The sequence below is a fragment of the Luteimonas sp. GW821-FHT14E02 genome, from assembly GCF_058803905.1.
This window is the reverse complement of the sequence record NZ_JBXAPK010000009.1, coordinates 124,738-146,571: the sequence shown is the minus strand read 5'-3', so window position 1 is coordinate 146,571 and position 21,834 is coordinate 124,738. Positions and strand designations below refer to the sequence as shown.

Below are 21,834 nucleotides of genomic sequence, written 5' to 3'. Positions count from 1 at the left end.
AGGCAGGCTTCCCGCCCCGCGCGGGATCATGCTGCACTGCAACTTCGATCGCGCATCCCGGCTTCCGGGGATAAACCAGCGCTGAATCCATTCAGCCAATCTTTGCGGCCGGGCGCAACGCCCGCCGCCCTGCCGGCCTCCTGTATGGCGTGCGGATGATCGTCATCCGTTATCTTGCCCACACAGGGAGCCCATGACCGATCAGTCCGCCGAGTCCAGCAACACCGGCAACGCATTCCAGCAGCAGCTCCAACGAGCGCGCTCGGGGGATCGCGCCGCCCTTGAACGCGTGCTCGCGCATTCGCGCCAGGACCTGCGCCGTTATGCCGAATATCACTGCGAGGTCAACGATGTCGAGGACGCCGTGCAGGAAAGCCTGCTGCTGATTTCGCGCAAACTCGGCGGCCTGCGCGCGCTGGAGGCCTACACCTCCTGGTTGTTCCGCATCATCAAACGCGAATGCAATCGCCTCAAGCGGGCGCGCCGGCATCTGGTGTTGTTGCCGACCCTCGAGGAGATCGACGGCCCGCACTACCCCGCCCCCGATGGGCTGGTTCGCGACGTGGCCGCGGCGTTGGCGGCCATGCCCACCCACTATCGCGAGATCGTCCTGCTGCGCGACCTGGAAGGCCTGACCATCGCCGAGATCGCCACGCAGCTTGAGCTCCATCCCGAAGCCGCCAAGGCCCGCTTGCATCGCGCACGCAGCCTGGCGCGACAATACCTGTCCCCCGCACCCGAGATTCCCGAAGCCTTAACCGTTGCCGGTTAACATCACCACCCCTTGCGGGTCCAACCCGTATCAATAGGAGAGAGCATCATGTCCAACACGAAGAAGCCCGTCGCACTCGCCATCGGCGCCACCCTTGCCGGCGGCTTGATGCTGTCCGGTTCCGCTTTCGCATCCACGCAGCTGGCGCAGGGCTACCTGCTGGGCGCGCAGGACGCCACCACGTCCGAAAAGGCGAAGGAAGGTTCCTGCGGTGGCGACAAGGCCAAGGAAGGTTCCTGTGGCGGCGACAAGGCGAAGAAGGAAGGCAGCTGCGGCGGCGACAAGAAGGCCGAAGGCAAGTGCGGTGAAGGCAAGTGTGGCGAGGGCAAGTGCGGTATCGCCAAGGCCGACACCGACAAGGACGGCAAGGTTTCGCGCGCCGAGTTCACCACCGCCCATCCCGGCAAAGACGCCAAGTTCGACAGCATCGACACCAACAAGGACGGCTTCGTCGACGAAGCCGAGGCAAAAGCACACCACGAAGGCAAGTGCGGCGCCGACAAGAAGGCCGGCGACAAGGGTGCCGAGGGCAAGTGCGGTGAAGGCAGGTGCGGTGGTTCCGTCTGATGTGAGTCATCGAACCTCCCCCTCTCGCAGGGGGAGGTTTGTCACACGCGGCATGCGTTGCATGCCTTCTCCCTGACGTTGCCTCCGACTCCATGCGTCCTCAGCCTCTCGCTCCCGATGCCGCCGGACTGGGGCTGCGCAGATCCCTGCTCGATCCGCTGCAGGCGGCCATCCCCGGTACTTTCGATTTCCTCGAAGCCGCGCCCGAAAACTGGATCGGCGTCGGCGGCGTGCTCGGCGATCGTTTCGCCGAACTGATCTCCCGCTATCCCCTCGTCTGCCACGGACTGTCGCTTTCCGTGGGCGGCCCGGCGCCGCTCGACGAAACGTTCCTGCGCAAAGTGCGCCGCTTCATGGACAAGCACTCGGTCGCGATCTACAGCGAGCACCTGAGCGCCTGCGGCGACAGCCATGGCCAGCTCTACGATCTGCTGCCGCTGCCGTTCACCGAGGAAGCCGTCGCGCACGTGTCCGCGCGCATCCGCCGCACCCAGGACATCCTCGGCCAGCGCATCGCGGTGGAGAACATCTCCTACTACGCCGCTCCATTCCAAGCGATGCCGGAGATCGATTTCGTCAATGCGGTGCTGAGCGAGGCCGATTGCCAACTACTGCTGGACGTCAACAACATCATCGTCAATGCGACCAACCATCGCTACGATCCCTACGCATTCCTGCGCGCACTTCCGGGCGAGCGCGTGGCCTACATCCACGTCGCCGGCCATTACGACGAGGCCGAGGACCTGAAGGTCGACACTCACGGTGCCAGCGTCAGCGACCCGGTCTGGGATCTTCTGGCCGAGGCGTATCGCGTGCACGGCCGCAAGCCGACACTGCTCGAACGTGACTTCAACTTCCCGCCTTTCGAGGAACTGGTCGACGAACTCGGCACCGTCCGTCGGCAACTGGCGATGCACGCGGACGCATCCGCGAACGTCCGAACACCGAGAGCCGGAGCCGCGAACCGATGAGCAGCCTGCAGCAACAACAGGATGCGCTCGCCGCCTACATCCGCGACCCGGACAGCGTCGCGCCACCGTCCGGCATCGAGCCGCGCCGGCTGAAGATCTATCGCGAACTGTTCTTCAACAACGTCTCGGGATTGCTCGCCGGCAATTTCCCGGTGCTGCGCCGCATCTACGGCGATGCGGGATGGCAGACACTGATCCGCGACTTCTACCGCGACCACGAATGCCGCACCCCGCTGTTCCCGGAACTGCCGCGCGAGTTCCTGCGCTATCTGGAAGCGCGGCTCATCGAGCCCTATGGCCAGCGCGGCGGCATCGGAGATCCCCCCTGGCTGTACGAACTCGCCCATTACGAGTGGGTGGAGCTGGCGCTGCAGATCAGCGAAGCCTCCATCCACGACATTCCTCACGACCCCGGCGGCGACCTGCTGGCGTGCAGCCCCGTCCTCTCCCCCCTGGCGTGGCCGCTGGCCTATGCCTGGCCGGTGAACCGGATCGGCCCCGACTACCGGCCCGAGACACCGCCATTGCAACCCACGCTGTTGCTGCTCCGGCGCGAGAGCAGCGGCAAGGTCAGTTTCCATGCGCTGAGCCCGCTGACCTACCGCCTGCTGCAACGCCTCGACCTCGAACCGGAATTGACCGGTCATCAGCAGCTGCTGGCCCTCGCCGGAGAAGCGGCGGCCCAGGACGTCGACGCCTTCCTGCATGAAGGCCAGGCGATGCTGGCGCGGCTTCGCGAGGAAGGCACGGTATTGGGTACGCGCGCCTAGTTCCCGCTTCGGGAACCGCAACTGCCGTCCCTGCCGCCAGCTTTGATAGGCTTGCGGCATGATGCAAGCCGATCCGAGCGCCGCCTTCCCCACATTCCGCAAGATGTCCGAGCGCTTCCGCGGCTTTCTTCCGGTCGTCGTGGACGTCGAAACCGGCGGCTTCGACTGGAACCGCCACGCCCTGCTGGAAATCGCGGTGCTGCCGATCGACCTCGACGAGGAAGGCCGGCTCATCCCCGGCGAAGGCGCGAGCGCGCATGTCGTGCCCGCCCCCGGAACGCAGATCGATCCGAAGTCGCTGGAAGTCACCGGCATCGTCATCGATCACCCGTTCCGCTTCGCCAAGCCGGAACGCGAAGCGCTCGACCACGTCTTCGCGACCGTGCGCACCGCCGTGCGCAAGCACGATTGCCAGCGCGCGATCCTGGTCGGCCACAACGCGCACTTCGACCTCAATTTCCTCAACGCGGCGATCGCGCGCACCGGCCACAAGCGCAGCCCGTTCCATCCTTTCAGCGTGTTCGACACCGTGACGCTGGCGGGCGTGGCCTACGGCCAGACCGTGCTCGCCCGCGCCGTGCAGGCGGCCGGCATGGAATGGAGCAGCGAGGACGCGCATTCGGCGGTCTACGACACCGAGCGTACCGCACAGCTGTTCTGCAGGATCGCCAATCAGTGGAGCCGGGAGCGCGCCTAGGCGTGCAGATCACCCGGTGCCGTCTCGTTCCTGCTGCAGTCTTCCTGCTCGACCTGCAGCGTCGAGTGCTCGATGCCGAAGCGGGTTTCCAGCATCTTCGCCAGTTCGGCGCGTATCCAATCCGATGACGCCTCCGCATCGATGACGACGTGCGCGCTCAGCACCGGTTCGCGCGACCCCAAGGCCCAGGCATGCAGATCATGAAGTGAGACCACGCCGGGCTGCGCCAGCAGCGTCTTGCGTATTTCATCCAGGGATAGTCCCTCCGGCACGCCCTGCATCAGCACGTTGCCGGCCTGACGCAACAGCATCCAGGTACGGGGCAATACCCACAGGCCAATCAGGACAGCGACGATCGGATCCACCGGCGTCCATCCCGTGAGCTTGATTACGATCGCCCCCGCGATCACGCCGATCGATCCGAGCATGTCGGCCCAGACTTCGAGATAGGCGCCCTTGACGTTGAGGCTATCGCCACTGCCCGCGCGCAGCAGGCGCATCGAAACCAGATTCACCACCAATCCCAGCACCGCGATCACCAGCATGCCCGTGGAGGCGACTTCCGGCGGCTGCCGGAAGCGCCCGATCGCTTCCCAGAGGATGTAGATCGCGACCACGAACAGCAGACCACCGTTGATCATCGCGCCGAGCGCTTCCATGCGCGCGTAGCCATAGCTGCGCTTCGCGTCCGGTGGACGCCGGCTCAACCGCACCGAGAACAACGAGATCGCCAGCGCGATCACGTCGGTTCCCATGTGCGCCGCGTCGGACAGCAGCGCGAGACTGTTGGTGACGATGCCGCCCACCACCTCCGCCACGAGGAAGGCCGCGGTCAGGCCGAAGGCCCACCACAATGGCTTCTCGTGGCGGATTTCGCCCGCGCCGTGATCGTGTCCCGCGCTCATGTGACATCCTCCTCCTGCTTGCTTCGACCGTGCTCGCTTCCGGCATGCCTGCTTTCGACACGATGCTCCAGCCACTCGTACAGCACCGGCAGCAGGATCAGCGTCAACAGCGTCGAGCTGATCAATCCGCCGACCACCACCGTCGCCAGAGGCCGCTGGGTTTCCGCGCCGACACCGCTCGACAGCAGCATCGGCACCAGGCCCAGGATCGCCACGCTGGCGGTCATTAGCACCGGGCGCAGGCGCAAGGCCGTGCCCTGCCTCACTGCTTCGCGTGGCGACAGGCCCTTGCCGCGCAGTTCGTTGAGGAAGCTCACCAGCACGATGCCGTTGAGCATCGCCACACCGAACACGGCGATAAAACCGATCGCCGAAGGCACCGACAGGTACTGCCCCGTCGCGAACAATGCCACCAGCCCGCCGATCGTGGCGAACGGTACGTTGGCGAGGATCAAGGCGGCGTATTTCACCGAATTGAATGCCGTGTAGAGCAGGACAAAGATGAAGAAAATCGTCACCGGCACGATCACCGCCAGCTTCGACAACGCGCGCTGTTGATTCTCGAACGCACCACCCCACTCGATCCAGTAACCGGGCGGTAGCTTCACCTGCTTCCCGATCGCGGCATTGGCTTCCTTGACGAAACCGTCTATATCACGGCCGCGCACGTCCATCTGGATCACGGCATAGCGTTGCAACTGCTCGCGGCGCACGAAGGAATAGCCTTCCGCGATTTCAATCTGCGCAACTTCCGACAAAGGCACCACCGCGCCCGCCGATGTGCGCAGCGGAATCCGCCGCAACGCCTCCACCGAACCGCGCGTCGCCTCATCCAGCCGCACCGCGATATCGAAGCGCCTGACACCGTCCAGCAACACGCTGACCGGTTCGCCGCCCAGCCCATTGCGGACGATCGTCAGCACGTCCTCGGCATTCATGCCATGACGCGCCAGTTCCTGGCGATCGACCTTGATACGGATCTGCGGCTTGCCGACATTGGCCTCCAGCGACAGATCGGCGACGCCCGGCACTTTCCCCAGCACGCCCTTGATCTGCCCGCTCAGGCGATCGAGCTGCCCGAGATCGGTGCCGTAAAGCTTCAACGCCAGCGTGGCGCGGACACCAGAGATCAATTCCTCCACGCGCATCTGGATCGGCTGGGTATAGCCAGGAACGACGTTGGGCACTTCCTTCTCCAGCGTCTCCTGCATCGCTTCCTCCAACTGCTTGATGTTGCGGCCGCTGGTCCACTCCTCCTCCGGCTTGAGCGCGGTGTAGATTTCCATGTAATTGACGTCGGCGGTTTCGCCTTTCTCCGCGCGGCCGATCATCGCCAACGTGGTTTCGACCTCCGGGAACTTCTTGAATGCCTTGGCGATGACGTTGCTGGTCCGGATCGACTCGTTCAACGAAGTGGAAGGAATCCCGGTGACGCGCCACATGATCGAACCTTCCTGCAACTGCGGCATGAATTCCTTGCCGAGGAACGGGAACAGCGCCAGGCTCGCCAGCAACGCCGCCAGCGCGATGCCCACCACCGTCTTCTTGCGGGCGAGCGCCCATTCCAGCAACGGCTGGTAGCGCCGTTTCAGCCAGGCGACCAGCCAGGTGTCCTTCTCTTCCTTGGGCTTGAGGATCATCGAGGCCAGCACAGGAATCAGCGTCAGGCTGAGGATCAACGAACCCGCCATCGCGAAGGCGATGTTGAAGGCCATCGGCTTGAACATCTTCCCTTCCAGCCCTTCCAGCGAAAACAGCGGCAGGAACACGACGATGATGATCAGGATGGCGAAAGCGATCGGATTGGCGACTTCCTGCGCCGCCGCGAGCACCGCGGAGACACGGCTGTTCAAGGCGCCGCCCACGTGTTCACCATGCGCACGACGCTCGGCCATGATGCGAAAGGCGTTCTCCACCATCACCACCGCGCCGTCCACCATCATGCCGATGCCGATGGCCAAACCCGCCAGCGACATCAGATTGGCCGACAGGCCGAACTGTCCCATGCCGATGAATGCAATCAACATTGCCAACGGCAGCGTCACGATCACCACCAGCGCGGATCTCAGTTCGCCGAGGAACAGGAACAGGATCACCGCCACGAGCAGCGAGCCTTCGATCAGCGCGCGTGTCGCCGTGCCGACCGCCTTGTTGACCAGATCGGTACGCTCGTAGATCGGCTTCAATACGATGCCCTTGGGCAGGGCCGCGCGCACGACGTCGAGCTTGCCCTTCACCGCCGCGACGACGTTGCGCGCGTTCTCGCCGATGCGGGACAGCGCCATGCCGAGCACCACCTCCTCTCCATCACGTGTGACCGCGCCGAAGCGTGGTGCCGGCGCCTCCACCACTTCGGCGACATCGCGCAAGTAGATCGGCGCGCCATCCACGGCCTTGAGCACGATCGCGCCGATGTCCTCGGTCGACTTGAGTAGGCCGAGGCCACGCACCAGGAACTGCTCGCGCCCGACATCCATGACGTTACCACCGACCTGGCCGTTGTTGGCGGGCAAGGCATTGATCACGTCGGCGAAGCCGAGCCCGCGTGCGTACAGTTTCTGCGGATCGATCCGCACCTGGAACTGTCGCTCGCCGCCGCCCCAGGAACTGACGTCGTCGACACCCGGCGCGGTGCGCAGGATCAATCGCACCGTCCATTCCTGCCAGGTGCGCAGGTCCATGTCGCTGACCTGCTGCTTGCTGACGCCGGGCGCGCGTTCGATGGTGTACCAGTACACCTGCCCGAGACCGGACGTGTTCGGCCCCATCGACGGCTTGCCGTAACCTTCCGGCAAGCGATCGCCGATTTCCTGCAGGCGTTCGTTGACCAGCTGCCGCGCGAAGAAGATGTCGGTGTCGTCACTGAAGTACACCGAGACGTAGGACAATCCGAACAGGCTGACCGAGCGAATCTCTTGTACTTTCGGCAAACCCGCCAGCGCGGATTCCACCGGCGTGGTGAGCAGTTCCTCGACGTCTTCCGCCGCCAGTCCAGGCGACTCGGTATAGACGTTCACCTGCACCGGCGTGACGTCCGGAAACGCATCGATGGGCACACTGCGCACCGCGCTGATGCCGAGGAAGGCCACGACCGCGAAGATGATCAGCACCAGGAAACGGTAACGCAGGGAAAGTTCGACGAGGCGGTTCAACATGACTCGCCCCCCATGCTTTGAGAAATGCGCACCGGGACGTGCACGCGCTTGCGAAGGATTCGCATGTCATCAGTGCCCATGCCCTTCTCCCAGCTGCGACTTGAGCATGCCCGCCTTGACGGCGAACGCGCCTTCGACCACGACACGATCGCCCGGCTTCAATCCTTCCTCGATCGTCGTCACGTCACCGACGACCGCGCCGGCCCGGATCGGCACCGCTTCGAACGTGCCCGTGGCATTCTGGCGGAACACCACGGTATCGCCCTGCATCTGCACCAGCGCCGTGGTCGGGACACTCAATCGCGACGTGCCACCGCTGCCCGCATCGAGATAGACGTCGACGAAATCGCCGCCGTGCAGACGATCGTCCACGTTCGGTACCTCGATCCGCACTACGGCATTCCGCGTGCTCTCGGAAGTGCGATGCGAGGTGCGCAGCACCTTGCCTGTGATGCGTTCGCCACCGGCGACGATGGTCGCCTCGGCACCAGGTTTCAGCTCTGGCACCCTGCCCGGAGGCAGGCGTGCGTCAACCCAGACCGTGCTTTCATCGACAAGGCGATAAAGCGCTCGTCCGGGCTCGATGCGCTCGCCGACGACGAAATCATCCTCGGTGATACGCCCCGCATGCGGTGCGCTGAGGGTGAACTGACCATTGACGCTGCCACTCGACGTTCCCGGCAATCCGTATGCCTGCGCTTTCGCGCGCGCGCGATCGACGGCGATCCTGGCCTCCCCGATACGCCGACCCGAAACCGCTTCGGTGCCCAGCGCCGAAACGCGTCGCCATTCCTGCTCGGCGATGCGCAGTTCGGCTTGCGCGTCGGAGACATCGACGCTGGCCAATGTCACCAGCGGCGCGCCGCCGCGTACCTCGTCACCGAGTTTCGCATGCCGCCGCACCACTAGCGCCGCCACTCGCGGTGTGATCAGCGTGGTGCCGTAGGCGTTGTCGAGCACTTCACCAGGCGCACGCAGCTGCCCGCCGATCGCGGAAGGCGCGAGCGCCTGCATGCGGATGCCGGCGGCTTGCATCGCGGCCGCATCCATCGAAACCGTGGCCGCTGCGCCTTCGCTTTCTTCATGACCTTCTCCATCCTCCTGGTGATCGGCTCCTGCCGCCTCCTCTTTCGGTTTGATGTCGGTCGCGGCCTGCTGCCCGTCGGTTTTCGCGGATGCCGAGGCGTTCGATGGAGCTTCGTTGGAACAGGCGGCAAGCGCGATCAGCAGCGAGGCCGCGAGTGGCGTCAGGATCGTTCGCATCGCTACCATGGCCCGTGTTTTCATGATGATGTTCTCGTTCATTGCGCATCCTCCAGACCGGCCCAGCGTTCGATGCGGCCGGTGGCGGCGAGATAGTCGGTGTAGGTCTGCCAGAGACGCGCTTCGAGTTCGGCGCCAGCCAGGGCGGTGTCGAGCGACTGCTTCAGTTGCAGCAGGTATTCGGACGTGGAAATCTCGCCTTCGCGCCAGGTACGCTCCAGCAGCTCGGCACGACGCTCGACGTCGGTGGCGCGGCTGAGGCGCCATTGTTTCCATGCCGCCCGCGCGGATGCGTAGCTATCGATCGATCGCTGCCGCTCGGCGGCGAGTTCCACGGCGATGCGTTGCCGCTCCGCGTTCGCCGCATCGGCCTCCGCGTTCGCGGCAACCACTTCGGCGCGGTAGGAGTTGCGCACGAACAGCGGGATGCTGAGCGAAACGCCGAACACGTTGTCGCTGGCGCCGCCCATGCGGATGCGTCCGGTGTTGAATCCCACGGTCGGATCGGGAATGCGATTGCGACGCGCCACCGCGATTTCCCGGTCGGCCGCGCGCGCCGCCGCATCGGCCACTTGCCATTCCGGCAGGCCTTCGACATCGGCATTGCCTGCAGCAGCATCCGGAAGCGGCAGCCCGTCGCTTGGCAACGCCTGCGATGCGAGCGCGCGCACGTCGCCGCCGATGGAGCGGAACACGGCCTCGGCTTGTGCGCGCTCGGCCACCAGCGTCGCCTGCTGCGCCTGTGCCTCGTCGTGCGCGAGTTGCGCGAGGTCGCGTTCGGCGCCGGAAATGTCACCGGCCGCGAACTGTTTGCCTGCGATCTCCGCGAAGCGGCGCGTCAGCGCCAGCCGACGCTCACCGACGGCGACGCCTTGCTGCGCGCTCTGCAATGCCGACCAGCCCACAAACCATTGCCTGACGAAATCACGGCGTCGCAGTCGCGCGTCGGCCACGCTCTGGTCGACGCGGGCATCGGCGGCATCGCGGCGGGTACGTCGTTTGCCGCTCAGATCCAGCGTCAACGACGCGCCTGCGGTGGTGGTGACATCCGTGCCCTCGTCATCGCGTGCGAATGCGAGTTCGGGGTTGTAGAGCGGTTGCGCCGCGGCATCACGGCGCGCCTTCGATGCCGCAAGCCGGGCTTCCGCAGCCCGCTGGCCTGGATAACGCAGCCATGCCTCGCGCACCGCGGCGCGAAGATCGGCGGGCGCCTGCACTATGTCTGGAACGATTTCGGACACTTGGGAAACGGGAGGATCGGTCGCTCGCGCCGGCAACGCCAGCGCGCACGCGACGACCCAGGCGGCCACGGCCGCGAGTCGCACGAACATGAAGAATCCCTCGATGTGATTGCAAGAGTGAACGTCGGCCGCTCAGCGGCCGGTCATGCGCTCAAGCAACGATCGGGGGACGGAATGGAATGAAGGCGCGTGCCTGCAGCGGCAGCTGCGGCTCGGCTTGCGGCGAATCGCCGACAACGGGAAAGACGGTGGCCGATGCGGCCGCGGGCCACGGCGATAGCGGCATCTGCCCGCAGCAGTGCGCGTATTCGAGGAGCAAATGCAGGCCGGACGGGTCGCTCTTGTCGCCCGCATCTTTCGTGGGGTCGCTCTTCGCAGCGCTGTCTTTTGCGACGTCCCCGCCATCCAGGACGGCATGCGTACCGGTGGGATCGTGCGCAAACTCGTGCAACTCGCCCACCGCCGCGAACAGCGGCTGCAACACCAGGCCGAGCGACAGCAATGCCAGCAGGCACAGGCGCAGCAGGGAGATCGGTCGGCGGTGGCGCTTTCGGCGAGCCATGGGCGCAAGCCTAGCGAGAGGCGCGGGAGTTACACAATTTCACTTCAGGCACGATGACCGGAAACATCCCGCCTTGCCGCGATCATGCAGCGGATGCCAGCTTCAGGCCGATGATGCCGGCGACGATGAATCCCAGGCTAACCAGCCGCCCCGCATTCGCCGGTTCTCCAAGCAGCACGATGCCGAGGATCGCGGTACCCACGGCGCCCACGCCCACCCACACCGCGTAGGCCGTGCCGACCGGCAGCGATTTCATGGCGACGCCAAGCAGTCCGAGGCTGATCACCATCGCAGCGATCGTTCCGACGCTGGGCCAGAGCCGCGTGAAGCCTTCGGTGTATTTCAAGCCAATCGCCCAGCCGATCTCGAACAGACCGGCGAGCACGAGAATGATCCAGGGCATGAGACGCCTCCAATCGTTGGGGCCGTCCCCGGATGCGTTGGAGAGGCGGGGCCGTCCCCGCTTCCTGTGTGGCGGTCACTCTCGCACGATCGGAGCCGACAAGGTTGACCGCCATCTAACCACGCCGCGAATGATCAAGGTGTCGGCGTTTTCGGCGCCCCGCCGCCCTTCACGGTCCGCACCAGGCCGTACACGCTGATCACCAGCCAGACCACCATCAACAAGCAGACCGCGATATTGAACTTGCCGTACAACGAAGCCAGCACGCCGGCCGCGCCGAACAGATTGAGCAACTGATACAGCAATCCGTTGCCGTGCAAACGGCCCGCCTGCAGCAGGTAGTAGGCGAACAGCACCATCAACGTGCCGACGATGCCGACCCAGTCGTACCACTGGATATTCATATCGATGTTCCCTCCGGAGTTGCCTTGATCTGATTCATTGTTGGCGTTGGCGCACGGCCTCGAACAGGGTAACGCCGGCCGCGACCGACACGTTGAGGCTTTCCACCGCCGCCGAGGCGAGCCCCGGCATCGGGATTGTCACCAACTGATCGCAATGCTCGCGTGTAAGCCGGCGCAGGCCGTCCGCTTCGCCGCCGAGCACGAACGCGACGTTGCCGCGCAGATCCAGCGCGTACAGGGAACTCTGCGCTTCGCCGGCAAGGCCATAGATCCACACGCCCAGCTTCTGCAGATCGCGCAAGGTGCGCGAGAGATTGGTGACGCGCACGACGGGAATGCTGTCGGCCGCGCCCGCGGAGGTCTTGCGCACCGTGGCGTTGACCTGCACGGCCTTGTCCTTCGGAATCACCACCGCGGTGACGCCGGCCGCCGCGGCGCTGCGCAGACAGGCGCCGAGATTGTGCGGATCCTGCACGCCGTCGAGCACGAGCAGCAACGCCCTGCCTTCGGCCGCCTCGACCAGTGCGGAAAGTTCGTGCTCGTCCCAGGTCTTCGCCGCGGCGTAGCGCGCGGCCGCGCCCTGGTGGCGCAGGCCACCGGCCACGCCATCGAGCGCCTGCTGCGCGACGCGGCGCACGTCGATGCCCACGCGGCGCGCGGCGCCTTCGATCTCGACGATGCGCGGATTCTTCGCGCCCGCTTCCAGAAGCACTTCACGGACGTGTTCCGCATCGTGCTCCAAGGCGGCGGCGACGGCGTTGATGCCGACGATCCATTGGTTGTCTTTGCTCATGCCTTGCCCTTGCTTGGCTTCCCTTCTCCCTCCGGGAGAAGGTGGCGCGAAGCGCCGGATGAGGGAGCGGGAATGACTCGCTTCGGAATGTTCCCGTGGGCTTGAATTCCCCCTCCCTCATCCGCCCCTTCGGGGCACCTTCTCCCGGAGGGAGAAGGAAAAGCGATTGTTTCAGTATTTCTGCTTCGCCCGCTTCGCCGGCTGTCCACGTGGCGGCAGCGGTTTCGCGCCACGCTCCTCGACGAGACGGAAATCGATCTTCCGCTCCTCCAGACTCGCCTTGAGCACCACCACCCGCACGCGATCGCCAAGGCGGAAGCTGCGGCTGGTCCGTTCGCCGGACAACGTCTTGCGCACCGGATCGAAATGGTAATAGTCGTTCGGCAGCTGGGTCACGTGGACGAGGCCGTTGACCTTGGAGTCGTCCAGTTCGACGAACAGCCCGAAGCTGGTCACGCCGCTGATCACGCCATCGAATTCGCCGCCGACGTGCTGTTCCATCCAGGCGGCGCGGTAGCGCTCGTCGACTTCGCGCTCGGCTTCGTCGGCGCGACGCTCGCGCTCGGAACACTGAAGGGCCAGCGCCGCCATCTCGCGTGGCGTATATAGGTAGCCGCTCGCCTTCTTCCCGGACAGCGCATATTTGATTGCGCGATGCACCAGCAGATCCGGATAGCGCCGGATCGGCGAGGTGAAGTGCGCGTAGGCCGCTAGCGCGAGGCCGAAATGACCCAGATTGTCGGGCGTGTACACCGCCATGCTCTGGCTGCGCAGCAGCACCGACTCGATCAGCGCGGCGTCCGGACGCTCGCGGACCTTCTTCAACAACTGGGTGAAGTCGCGCGGCTGCAGCTTCGCCCACGGCGGCATGCGCAGGCTGAATTCCTTAAGGAATTCCAGCAGATCTTCGTATTTCGATTCCGGCGGCTTGTCGTGGACGCGGAACGGCGCCGGCACCTGCTTGGCGAGCAGGAATTTTGCCGCCTCAACATTCGCGGCGATCATGCATTCCTCGATCAGCTTGTGCGCGTCGTTGCGCACCAGCATGCCGGCCTGCGTCACCTCGCCCTTGTTGTCGAGGACGAAGCGCGTTTCCGACGATTCGAACTCGATCGCACCGCGCTTCTCGCGCGCCTTCGCCAGGATCGCGTAAAGCTGATGCAGGCGTTGCACGTCGGGCAGCAGCGCGCCGACCTGCGCCTTCGCTTCGGCATCGTCCTCGCCGACCGCCTTCCAGACCTGGGTGTAGGTCAGGCGGGCGTGCGAATTCATCACCGCTTCGTAGAACTTCGACGTGGTCACCTCGCCATCGCGTCCGATCTGCATGTCGCAGACGAAGCACAGGCGATCGACCTTCGGATTCAGCGAACAGATACCGTTGGATAGCGTCTCCGGCAGCATCGGCACCACGAAGCCTGGGAAATACACCGACGTGGCACGCTTCTGCGCCTCATCATCGAGCGGTGTTCCGGGCTGCACGTAGTGCGAGACGTCGGCGATGGCGACGACGAGGCGAAAACCATTCCGGTTGGCCTCGCAATACACCGCGTCGTCGAAATCCTTCGCGTCCTCGCCGTCGATGGTGACCAGCGGCATCTTGCGCAGATCGACGCGGGCCGCGGCGGTGGCGGCATCGACGGTGAGCGGCACGGCGGTCGCTTCGGCGAGCACTTCCTGCGGGAATTCGTGCGGCAGCTCGTGGCCGTGGATCGCGGCCTCCACCACCAGCGACGGCGTGAGCTTGTCGCCCAGCACCGCGAGCACGCGACCGATCGGCGGACGCTGCGCAGTCGGCGGCTGCGTGATCTCGCAGACCACCAGCTGGCCGTGGCGCGCGTCCTCGCGCGCGTCGGCGGGAATCTGCACGTTGCGCTGGATGCGGCGGTCGTCGGGCACCACGTAGCTCACGCCGGATTCCAGCTCGAACCGCCCGATCAGTCGACTCAGACGGCGTTCCAGCACTTCCACGATCGCGCCTTCGCGACGGCCGCGACGATCCACGCCGGTGATGCTGGCGAGCACGCGGTCGCCGTGCATGACCTTGCGCATCTCGTAGGGTGGCAGGAACAGGTCGTCGCCGGCGCCGGGAGTGCCGGGTTCGGGGCGCAGAAATCCGAAACCTTCCGGATTGGCGATCACCGTGCCCGGGATCAGGTCCAATCGCTGCGCCGGGACGTAGCCACCGCGCCGGTTCTGCAGAAGCTGGCCGTCGCGCAGCATCGCCGCCAGGCGTTTGCCCAGGGCGTCGAAGCGGTCGGGCTCGGTGAGTTGCAACTGCTCGGCCAGCGCCTCGGCCGTCTGCGGCCCGCCGGCATCGGCCAGCAGTTGCAGGATCGCCTCGCGGCTGGCGATGGGGCGCTCGTAGCGCTCCGCCTCGCGCGCGGCGTGCGGGTCCCGGGGGGCGCCGTTTCCGCCCGACCCGCCGCGCTGCGCTGACGGCTTCGCCTTGCCGGCGGGGGCGGGACGATCACGCTTGCCGGATTGCTTGCCTGGTTGCGGCCCGGGCTTTCCGGCCGACGCGGACATCGCCGATTCAGGCATCCATCCGGGGAGCTTGCGGGCCTTGCCCGACGCCTTCGCCCCGCCGCCGCGCTTCGGCGCGGCCGGCTTGTTGCCAGGGGACTTGCCGCGGCTGCCGCCGCGCTTGCTGGGAGTTTTTGCCATTGCCGTGATGTTACACGTCCCGGCGTCCGGAACCCGCCCCCGCCGCCCACTCCGTTGACAACGGGCGTCTCGCGCAGCAACATACGCGGCTCACCTGCCCAGGTGGCGGAATTGGTAGACGCACTAGTTTCAGGTACTAGCGGGTAACACCGTGGAGGTTCGAGTCCTCTCCTGGGCACCAGACTCCTGACTTCGAGCAACCTCGCTCGTCGTCGGCTCCAAACAGAAACCCCCGCCGAAAGCGGGGGTTTTTCGTTGGATCATCCGCCGGTCTGCGGCTTGTCGGGCGGATTCTTGCAGTAGCTGTCGAAGGCTTCCGCCGTGTTCTCGAAGCCCTTCTCCTTGGCAAGTTCCCACGGCCGCTCGCAGTTGTTGGTGCTGGCGCACCAGGCGTAGCCCGCCGAGGGAATGCATCCGTGCGGATCGCGATCGGAACCGGGCACGGGAACGGGCGCGGTCGCCTCTGATGGTTCCGTCTTTTGCTGCGGTGCCGATGTGTCGCTGGCGCAGGCCGTCAGGCCCGCAACGATCAGAACAACGACGGCTGCTGCATACGGTCGATACGGTCGCATCGGAACTCTCCCTCTCGTCGCCCCTGCTTCGGCCTGGGCCGGCATGACGGGCATGTTCCGCGACTCTATCCAGCGGGTGCGCGTTTGACAAACGCTCCCGGCTCACATTCCACGCAACAAAGAACGGCAGTGGCCACCCTCGCAACCACTGCCGTTCCCGTCACCTGCCTGTCAGCGGCTTTCGCTCAGGCCGCGCACTTGGTGAACTTGCCCGCCGCATCGCGGCAGCGCTTGGCCTTGGTTTGCGTCTGCGCCTGCGGGCACTTCTCGAACTTGCCCTTGGCATCGCGGCAGACCTGCTTCGCCTGCCCAGCGGCGGCGAACTTGGCCGGTTTGGCGGTCGTCGCTGCGGCGACGGGCTTGGCCGCGGCATGCGCGGGCGTCCATGCGCCGCCGGCCAGTCCGATGGCGACGGCGGCGGCGATCGGAAGCAGTAAACGGGTCATGGCGTTTCTCCGGTGGATTGCGGAAGGTTTGCGGGATTGCGATGCGCAAGTTATGCGCGCGGATCATGCCGGCGGCTTTCCGCAGGATGAAAAAACGTTAATCCGACCCGGAGCGGCCGGTTAAACTGTGGGCTTGTCCACGCAACACCCGAGAACGCATCCGCCAATGGCCGACCCCGTCCGCCCCGTCTTCCACGGCTTCGAACAAATTCCGCTGCGCGAATACGCCGAGCGCGCCTACCTCGACTATTCGATGTACGTGGTGCTCGACCGCGCCCTGCCCTTCCTCGGCGACGGGCTCAAGCCGGTGCAGCGCCGGATCATCTATTCGATGAGCGAGTTGGGCTTGAACGCAGCGGCCAAGCCGAAGAAGTCCGCGCGCACCGTGGGCGACGTGATCGGCAAATACCATCCGCATGGCGACTCGGCCTGCTACGAGGCACTGGTGCTGATGGCGCAGCCGTTCTCGTACCGCTATCCGCTGATCGACGGCCAGGGCAACTTCGGTTCGTCGGACGATCCGAAATCGTTCGCGGCGATGCGCTACACCGAATCCAAGCTGACGCCGATCGCGGAAGTGCTGCTGGGCGAACTCGGCCAGGGCACGGTCGACTGGACGCCGAACTTCGACGGCACGCTGGAAGAACCCACCTGGCTGCCGGCGCGCCTGCCGCACCTGTTGCTCAACGGCACCACCGGCATCGCGGTGGGCATGGCCACTGACGTGCCGCCGCACAACTTGAACGAAATCGTCAGCGCCTGCGTGCGCCTGCTCGACGATCCCGACGCCAGCGTGCGCGACCTGTGCGAACACGTGCGTGGCCCCGACTATCCAACCACGGCCGAGATCATCACGCCCGCCGCCGACCTGCTGGCGATCTACGAAACCGGCAACGGCGGCGTGCGCGCCCGCGGCACTTACGTGAAGGAAGGCCAGAACATCGTCATCACCGCGCTGCCCTACCAGGTGTCGCCGTCGAAGGTGATCGAGCAGATCGCCACGCAGATGCGCGCCAAGAAGCTGCCATGGCTGGAAGACCTGCGCGACGAATCCGATCACGCCAATCCCGTGCGCGTGGTGCTGGTGCCGCGCAGCAACCGCGTCGACGTCGATCAGCTGATGGGACATCTGTTCGCCACCACCGATCTGGAGAGGAGCTATCGCGTCAACCTCAACGTGATCGGTCTGGACGGCCGTCCGCAGGTGAAGAACCTGAAGATGCTGCTGTCGGAATGGCTGGTGTTCCGCACCGACACGGTGACCAAGCGCCTCAACCACCGATTGGAAAAGGTCGAGCGCCGCCTGCACCTGTTGGAAGGCTTGCTGGTGGCCTTCCTCAACCTCGATGAAGTGATCCGCATCATCCGCACCGAGGACGAGCCCAAGGCGGCCTTGATCAAGCGCTTCAAGCTCAGCGAGGACCAGGCCGACTACATCCTCGACACCAAGCTGAAGCAGCTCGCCCGCCTGGAGGAGATGAAGATCCGTGGCGAGCAGGACGAACTGGACAGCGAGCGCGACCGTTTGATCGCGACGCTCGGCTCAAAAGCAAAGCTGAAAAAGCTCGTCAAGGAAGAATTGCTTGCGGATGCCAAAAAGTTTGGCGATGCCCGCCGTTCTCCGTTGGTCTCGCGCGAGGCCGCGCAGGCGCTGGACGAAACCGAACTGGTCGCCAGCGAACCGATGACTGTCGTGCTCAGCGAGAAAGGCTGGATTCGCGCCGCCAAGGGCCACGATATCGATGCCGCGTCGCTGTCGTATCGCGAAGGCGACGGCTTGCTGGCGGCGGTCAAGGGCCGCAGCACGCAGCAGGTCGCCTTCCTCGATTCCACCGGGCGCAGTTATTCCACGCTGGCACATACGCTGCCGTCGGCGCGCGGCAATGGCGAGCCGCTCACCGGGCGCTTCTCGCCGGCGGCCGGCGCTTCGTTCCAGGCGCTGGTAACGGGCGACAACGACACGCGCTTCGTGCTGGCGTCCTCGCACGGTTATGGCTTCGTCACGCGTTTCGAGAATCTCACAGGACGACAGAAGGCCGGCAAGTCGATGTTGTCGCTCACGCCGGGCTCGGTCGTGGTGCAGCCCGTGGCGGTGGCCGATCCGGCCAAGGACCGTCTGGTTGCCGTCACCAGTGCCGGGCATCTGCTCGCCTTCCCCATCACCGAACTGCCGGAACTCGACAAGGGCAAGGGCAACAAGCTGATCGAGATTCCCAAGGCCAAGCGCGGCACCGAACGCGTGGTGGCGATCGCGGTGGTGTCGCCCGGCGGCACGCTGCAGGTGAAATCCGGCAGCCGCACCATGTCGCTGTCGTTCAAGGACCTCGACGAGTACGTCGGGGCGCGCGCCTCACGCGGCGGCCTGCTGCCGCGCGGCTGGCAGAAAGTCGACGCATTGTCGGTGGAATGATGGAAGCGGAGTTCTGGCACCAGCGCTGGCACGACAACCAGATCGGCTTCCACCAGGCGCGCGTGTCGCCCCTGCTGGAACAGCACTGGGATGCGCTGTCGCTGCCGACGGACAGCCGCGTGTTCGTGCCGTTGTGCGGCAAGACGCTGGACATGCCCTGGCTCGCCGCGCGCGGGCATCGCATTCTGGGTGTGGAGCTTTCCGAGCTGGCGGTACGGCAATTCTTCGAGGAGAACGGGCTGTCGCCGGCGACGCATGTCTCGCGCTACGGCACCCACTATGTCGCGGGCCCCTACGAACTGATCTGCGGCGATGCCTTCGCGCTCGATGCCGAGGTGCTGGCCGATTGCGCCGGCGTCCACGATCGCGCCGCACTGATCGCGCTGCCGGCCGATCTGCGCCGGCGCTATCTCGCGACCTCGTATGCCAGCCTGCCGGCCGGATGCCGCGGTCTGCTGATCACGCTGGAATACCCGCAGCACGAGAAGGCCGGCCCGCCGTTCTCGGTCGACGATGCCGAAGTGCGCAGCTTGTTCGCGGACGGCTGGACCATCGAGCCGATCGAGCGTCGCGACATCCTCGCGCAGGAACCCAGTTTCTCCGCCGCGGGCGTGACCGCGCTGCACACGACCGCCTATCGCTTGCGCCGTAACGCCTGAAACAACCCCTGACACCGGGGATCACGGTTCGCGAACCGGACACTCAGCCTACGACCGGGCTATGCCTACAATGGCGGAAACCGAACCGGGGGATCCCATGGCCAAGTGGCTGAAGCGCGTCGTCGTCCTGTTGTTGGTCCTCGTGCTGGTCGCGGTCGGGACGGGTTGGTGGCTGCTTCGCGGCAGTCTGGCGACACTGGATGGCGAGGTCGCGCTTTCGGGATTGTCCGCGCCGGTGACGATCCAGCGCGACAAGCTTGGCGTCGTCACCATCGATGCCGCCAACGCCGACGATGCCGTGCGCGCGCTCGGCTACGTGCACGCGCAGGAGCGCTACTTCGAGATGGACCTGCTGCGGCGCGCGGCCGCTGGTGAATTGTCGGAACTGGTGGGCGCGCGCGCGGTGGATCTCGACAAGCGCCACCGCACGCATCGCCTGCGCGCGCGCGTCGACGCACATCTCGACGCATTCGCCGGCGGCAAGCTGCAACAGCTACGCGCCTATAGCGAGGGCGTCAACGCCGGACTCGCCGATCTCAAGGTACGCCCCTGGCCGTATCTGCTGCTGCGGCAATCGCCACAAGCGTGGACGCCGGCCGATTCCGCCCTCACCGGCTATGCGATGTATTTCGATCTGCAGGATTCCACGGACGAACGCGAATTCGCCCTGTGGAAAATCCAGCAGCACGTGCCACCTGCGCTGTACGCGCTGCTCTCACTCGACGGCACGCCCTGGGATGCGCCGTTGTTCGGAGAGCCCCGCGCGGACGCGACGCTGCCCGGCCCCGAGGTGCTCGATCTGCGCAAGCTGCCGGTGCCCGCGGAGCCGAAACCGTTCACATCGAAGGAAGGCCCCGCCTCTGGCAGCAACAACTTCGCCGTTGCGGGCGCGCTCACCGGCGACGGGCGCGCGATCATCGCCGACGACATGCATCTTGGCCTGCGCGCGCCGAACATCTGGTTCCGCGTGCGGTTGCGCTACCCCGATCCGCGCGCGCCCGGGGGCAAGGTCGACGTGCAAGGCTTCAGCCTGCCGGGCCTGCCCGCGATCGTGGTCGGCAGCAACGGCCACGTCGCCTGGGCCTTCACCAACAGCTATGCCGACACGACCGACTGGAAGCAGGTCACGCCCTGCAAGCCGGGCGCGGCGGCGACCTCCTGCGATGGGATCACTACGCATCGCGAAACGATTCGGGTCGCGGGAGGCGCGCCGGTCGATTTCGACGTCAAGGAAACCGCGTGGGGACCAATCCTGCACGAACAAGCGGACGGGAAGGCGCTGGCGCTGCGCTGGACGGCACACCTGCCGGGTTCACTCAACTTCGGCGTCTCCGATTTCGCCGCCGCGGGCAATCTCGATCAGGCGCTCACGGTCGCCGAACACGCCGCGATCCCGACCCAGAATTTGCTGGTCGCCGACGCGCAGGGACGGATCGCCTGGCGCCTGCTCGGACCATTGCCGCAACGCACGCCCGGATGCTCCACGCAGCGGCTGGTCGAAGGCGCCGAACCGCCGGTGCAACCGCAGCCTCCCGAAACAGCAACCGAGGCGCCGCAGCCTGGTTATTGCTCGGATTGGAATATCTCGACCCTCGACAACCCCCGCCTGATCGATCCGGCCAACGCGCGCCTGTGGACGGCCAACGCCCGCACGCTCGATGGCGAGGCACTGCGACAGGTCGGTGACGGCGGCTACGATCTCGGCGCCCGCGCGCAGCAGATCCGCGATGATCTTCTGGCCAAAGGCAAGTTCACTGAGCACGACTTGCTGGCGATTCAGCTCGACGATCGCGCCGTGTTCCTGCAGCGCTGGTGGGAACTGCTGCGCAGCGAATCGGCCCGCGCGCGCGCGCCAGCCCTGCAAGCGCTCGCCGTGGCGTCGAAAACCTGGGAAGGCCGCGCCGTCGCCAATTCGGTGAGCTATCGCCTGGTGCGCGCGTGGCGGCTGGCGGTGGTCGCACGCATCGCCGACGGCCTGACCGCGCCCGCGCAGGCCGCGCTCGGCGACGATTTCGTGATGCCCAAGCGCGCGCAGTTGGAAGGCGTGGTGTGGCCACTGGTCACGCAGCGCCCCGCGCATCTGTTGCCGCGTCGTTACGACTCCTGGGATGCCTTGCTGGAAGACGCCGCCAAGGAGGTGAGCGATGACCTGTCCACACAGGGGCCACTCGCCAGCCGCACCTGGGGCGAGGCCAACACCGCGCGCATCTGTCATCCATTGGCCAAGGCGATTCCGCTGATCGGCACGCGCTTCCTGTGCATGCCATCCGATCCGCTGGACGGCGACCACAACATGCCGCGCGTGGTCGCGCCCGATTTCGGCGCATCGGAACGCATGGTGGTGTCGCCCGGGCACGAAGCCGACGGCATCATCCACATGCCCGGTGGACAGAGCGGGAATCCGCTGTCGCCGTTCTGGGGCGCCGGACACGAGGATTGGGTGCACGGGCGGCCGACGCCGTTCCTGCCGGGCGCCCCGGCGCACGAGTTGCGGATGACGCCCACGCGATCCTCGCGCTGAGCGAGGGCCGCCTGTCTCTCAGCGCCGCATGAAGGAGAGGCGGGCTTCTGCCCGCCTCT

The 21,834-nt window shown here is 65.8% G+C and carries 19 protein-coding genes and 1 tRNA gene; 9 read left to right on the top strand and 11 right to left on the bottom strand.

Going from position 1 to position 21,834, the window contains the following annotated elements:
• Window positions 1–193 precede the first annotated feature (193 nt).
• From AC1RNP_RS15265 to rnt, 5 genes are all read left to right on the top strand, one after another.
• Complete coding sequence (locus AC1RNP_RS15265; RefSeq protein ID WP_493052135.1) at window positions 194–772, top strand: RNA polymerase sigma factor; 579 nt, start codon at window positions 194–196, stop codon at window positions 770–772.
• 48 nt (window positions 773–820) lie between these two features.
• Window positions 821–1,339 carry an HvfA family oxazolone/thioamide-modified RiPP metallophore gene (locus AC1RNP_RS15260; RefSeq protein WP_493052134.1) on the top strand — a complete coding sequence of 173 codons (519 nt, stop codon included), beginning with the start codon at window positions 821–823 and terminating at the stop codon, window positions 1,337–1,339.
• A gap of 92 nt (window positions 1,340–1,431) precedes the next feature.
• The gene (locus AC1RNP_RS15255; protein WP_493052133.1) at window positions 1,432–2,310 is read left to right on the top strand and encodes an HvfB family MNIO-type RiPP peptide maturase; all 879 of its coding nucleotides are present in this window, start codon (window positions 1,432–1,434) and stop codon (window positions 2,308–2,310) included.
• Window positions 2,307–3,080 (top strand): HvfC family RiPP maturation protein, encoded by a 774-nt coding sequence (locus AC1RNP_RS15250; RefSeq protein WP_493052132.1) that lies wholly within the window; start codon window positions 2,307–2,309, stop codon window positions 3,078–3,080. The genes AC1RNP_RS15255 and AC1RNP_RS15250 overlap by 4 nt, the downstream gene beginning before the upstream one ends.
• A gap of 58 nt (window positions 3,081–3,138) precedes the next feature.
• Window positions 3,139–3,777, top strand: a complete 639-nt coding sequence (rnt, locus tag AC1RNP_RS15245) for a ribonuclease T (protein ID WP_493052131.1) — start codon at window positions 3,139–3,141, stop codon at window positions 3,775–3,777.
• On the opposite strand, the gene AC1RNP_RS15240 is transcribed toward rnt, so the two are convergent.
• From AC1RNP_RS15240 to rnr, 9 genes are all read right to left on the bottom strand, one after another.
• Window positions 3,774–4,682, bottom strand: a complete 909-nt coding sequence (locus AC1RNP_RS15240; RefSeq protein ID WP_493052130.1) for a cation diffusion facilitator family transporter — start codon at window positions 4,680–4,682, stop codon at window positions 3,774–3,776. The genes rnt and AC1RNP_RS15240 overlap by 4 nt on opposite strands.
• Window positions 4,679–7,837, bottom strand: coding sequence for an efflux RND transporter permease subunit (locus AC1RNP_RS15235; protein ID WP_493052129.1), 3,159 nt, complete (start codon window positions 7,835–7,837; stop codon window positions 4,679–4,681). Before AC1RNP_RS15235 ends, AC1RNP_RS15240 begins: the two co-directional genes overlap by 4 nt.
• 69 nt (window positions 7,838–7,906) lie before the next feature.
• The gene (locus AC1RNP_RS15230; RefSeq protein WP_493052128.1) at window positions 7,907–9,142 is read right to left on the bottom strand and encodes an efflux RND transporter periplasmic adaptor subunit; all 1,236 of its coding nucleotides are present in this window, start codon (window positions 9,140–9,142) and stop codon (window positions 7,907–7,909) included.
• Window positions 9,139–10,431 carry a TolC family protein gene (locus AC1RNP_RS15225; protein WP_493052127.1) on the bottom strand — a complete coding sequence of 431 codons (1,293 nt, stop codon included), beginning with the start codon at window positions 10,429–10,431 and terminating at the stop codon, window positions 9,139–9,141. The genes AC1RNP_RS15230 and AC1RNP_RS15225 overlap by 4 nt, the downstream gene beginning before the upstream one ends.
• A gap of 61 nt (window positions 10,432–10,492) precedes the next feature.
• Entirely contained in the window at window positions 10,493–10,903 is a 411-nt protein-coding gene (locus AC1RNP_RS15220; protein ID WP_493052126.1) for a hypothetical protein, read from the bottom strand.
• Window positions 10,904–10,985: 82 nt separating this feature from the next.
• Complete coding sequence (gene sugE / locus AC1RNP_RS15215) at window positions 10,986–11,306, bottom strand: quaternary ammonium compound efflux SMR transporter SugE (RefSeq protein ID WP_493052125.1); 321 nt, start codon at window positions 11,304–11,306, stop codon at window positions 10,986–10,988.
• Window positions 11,307–11,440: 134 nt separating this feature from the next.
• Window positions 11,441–11,710, bottom strand: a complete 270-nt coding sequence (locus AC1RNP_RS15210) for a CBU_0592 family membrane protein (RefSeq protein WP_493052124.1) — start codon at window positions 11,708–11,710, stop codon at window positions 11,441–11,443.
• A gap of 34 nt (window positions 11,711–11,744) precedes the next feature.
• A complete protein-coding gene (rlmB, locus tag AC1RNP_RS15205; protein ID WP_493052123.1) occupies window positions 11,745–12,503 on the bottom strand; it encodes a 23S rRNA (guanosine(2251)-2'-O)-methyltransferase RlmB in 759 nt (252 codons plus the stop codon).
• 171 nt (window positions 12,504–12,674) lie between these two features.
• Complete coding sequence (gene rnr, locus AC1RNP_RS15200; RefSeq protein ID WP_493052122.1) at window positions 12,675–15,167, bottom strand: ribonuclease R; 2,493 nt, start codon at window positions 15,165–15,167, stop codon at window positions 12,675–12,677.
• Window positions 15,168–15,263: 96 nt separating this feature from the next.
• Here rnr and AC1RNP_RS15195 point away from each other — a divergent pair.
• Window positions 15,264–15,348 (top strand) — tRNA-Leu (locus AC1RNP_RS15195).
• Window positions 15,349–15,427: 79 nt separating this feature from the next.
• Here AC1RNP_RS15195 and AC1RNP_RS15190 read toward each other — a convergent pair.
• Both AC1RNP_RS15190 and AC1RNP_RS15185 read right to left on the bottom strand, forming a co-directional pair.
• Window positions 15,428–15,739, bottom strand: coding sequence for a peptidase (locus AC1RNP_RS15190; RefSeq protein WP_493052121.1), 312 nt, complete (start codon window positions 15,737–15,739; stop codon window positions 15,428–15,430).
• A gap of 185 nt (window positions 15,740–15,924) precedes the next feature.
• The gene (locus AC1RNP_RS15185) at window positions 15,925–16,185 is read right to left on the bottom strand and encodes a hypothetical protein (RefSeq protein WP_493052119.1); all 261 of its coding nucleotides are present in this window, start codon (window positions 16,183–16,185) and stop codon (window positions 15,925–15,927) included.
• Window positions 16,186–16,351: 166 nt separating this feature from the next.
• Between AC1RNP_RS15185 and parC the strand changes: the two genes are divergently transcribed.
• The 3 genes from parC to AC1RNP_RS15170 all read left to right on the top strand — a co-directional run bounded on the left by parC (window position 16,352) and on the right by AC1RNP_RS15170 (window position 21,775).
• Window positions 16,352–18,595, top strand: coding sequence for a DNA topoisomerase IV subunit A (gene parC, locus AC1RNP_RS15180; protein ID WP_493052118.1), 2,244 nt, complete (start codon window positions 16,352–16,354; stop codon window positions 18,593–18,595).
• Entirely contained in the window at window positions 18,595–19,254 is a 660-nt protein-coding gene (locus tag AC1RNP_RS15175; RefSeq protein WP_493052117.1) for a thiopurine S-methyltransferase, read from the top strand. Before parC ends, AC1RNP_RS15175 begins: the two co-directional genes overlap by 1 nt.
• Window positions 19,255–19,351: 97 nt before the next feature.
• On the top strand, window positions 19,352–21,775 hold the full coding sequence (locus tag AC1RNP_RS15170; RefSeq protein ID WP_493052116.1) for a penicillin acylase family protein: 2,424 nt from the start codon (window positions 19,352–19,354) through the stop codon (window positions 21,773–21,775).
• Window positions 21,776–21,834 lie beyond the last annotated feature (59 nt).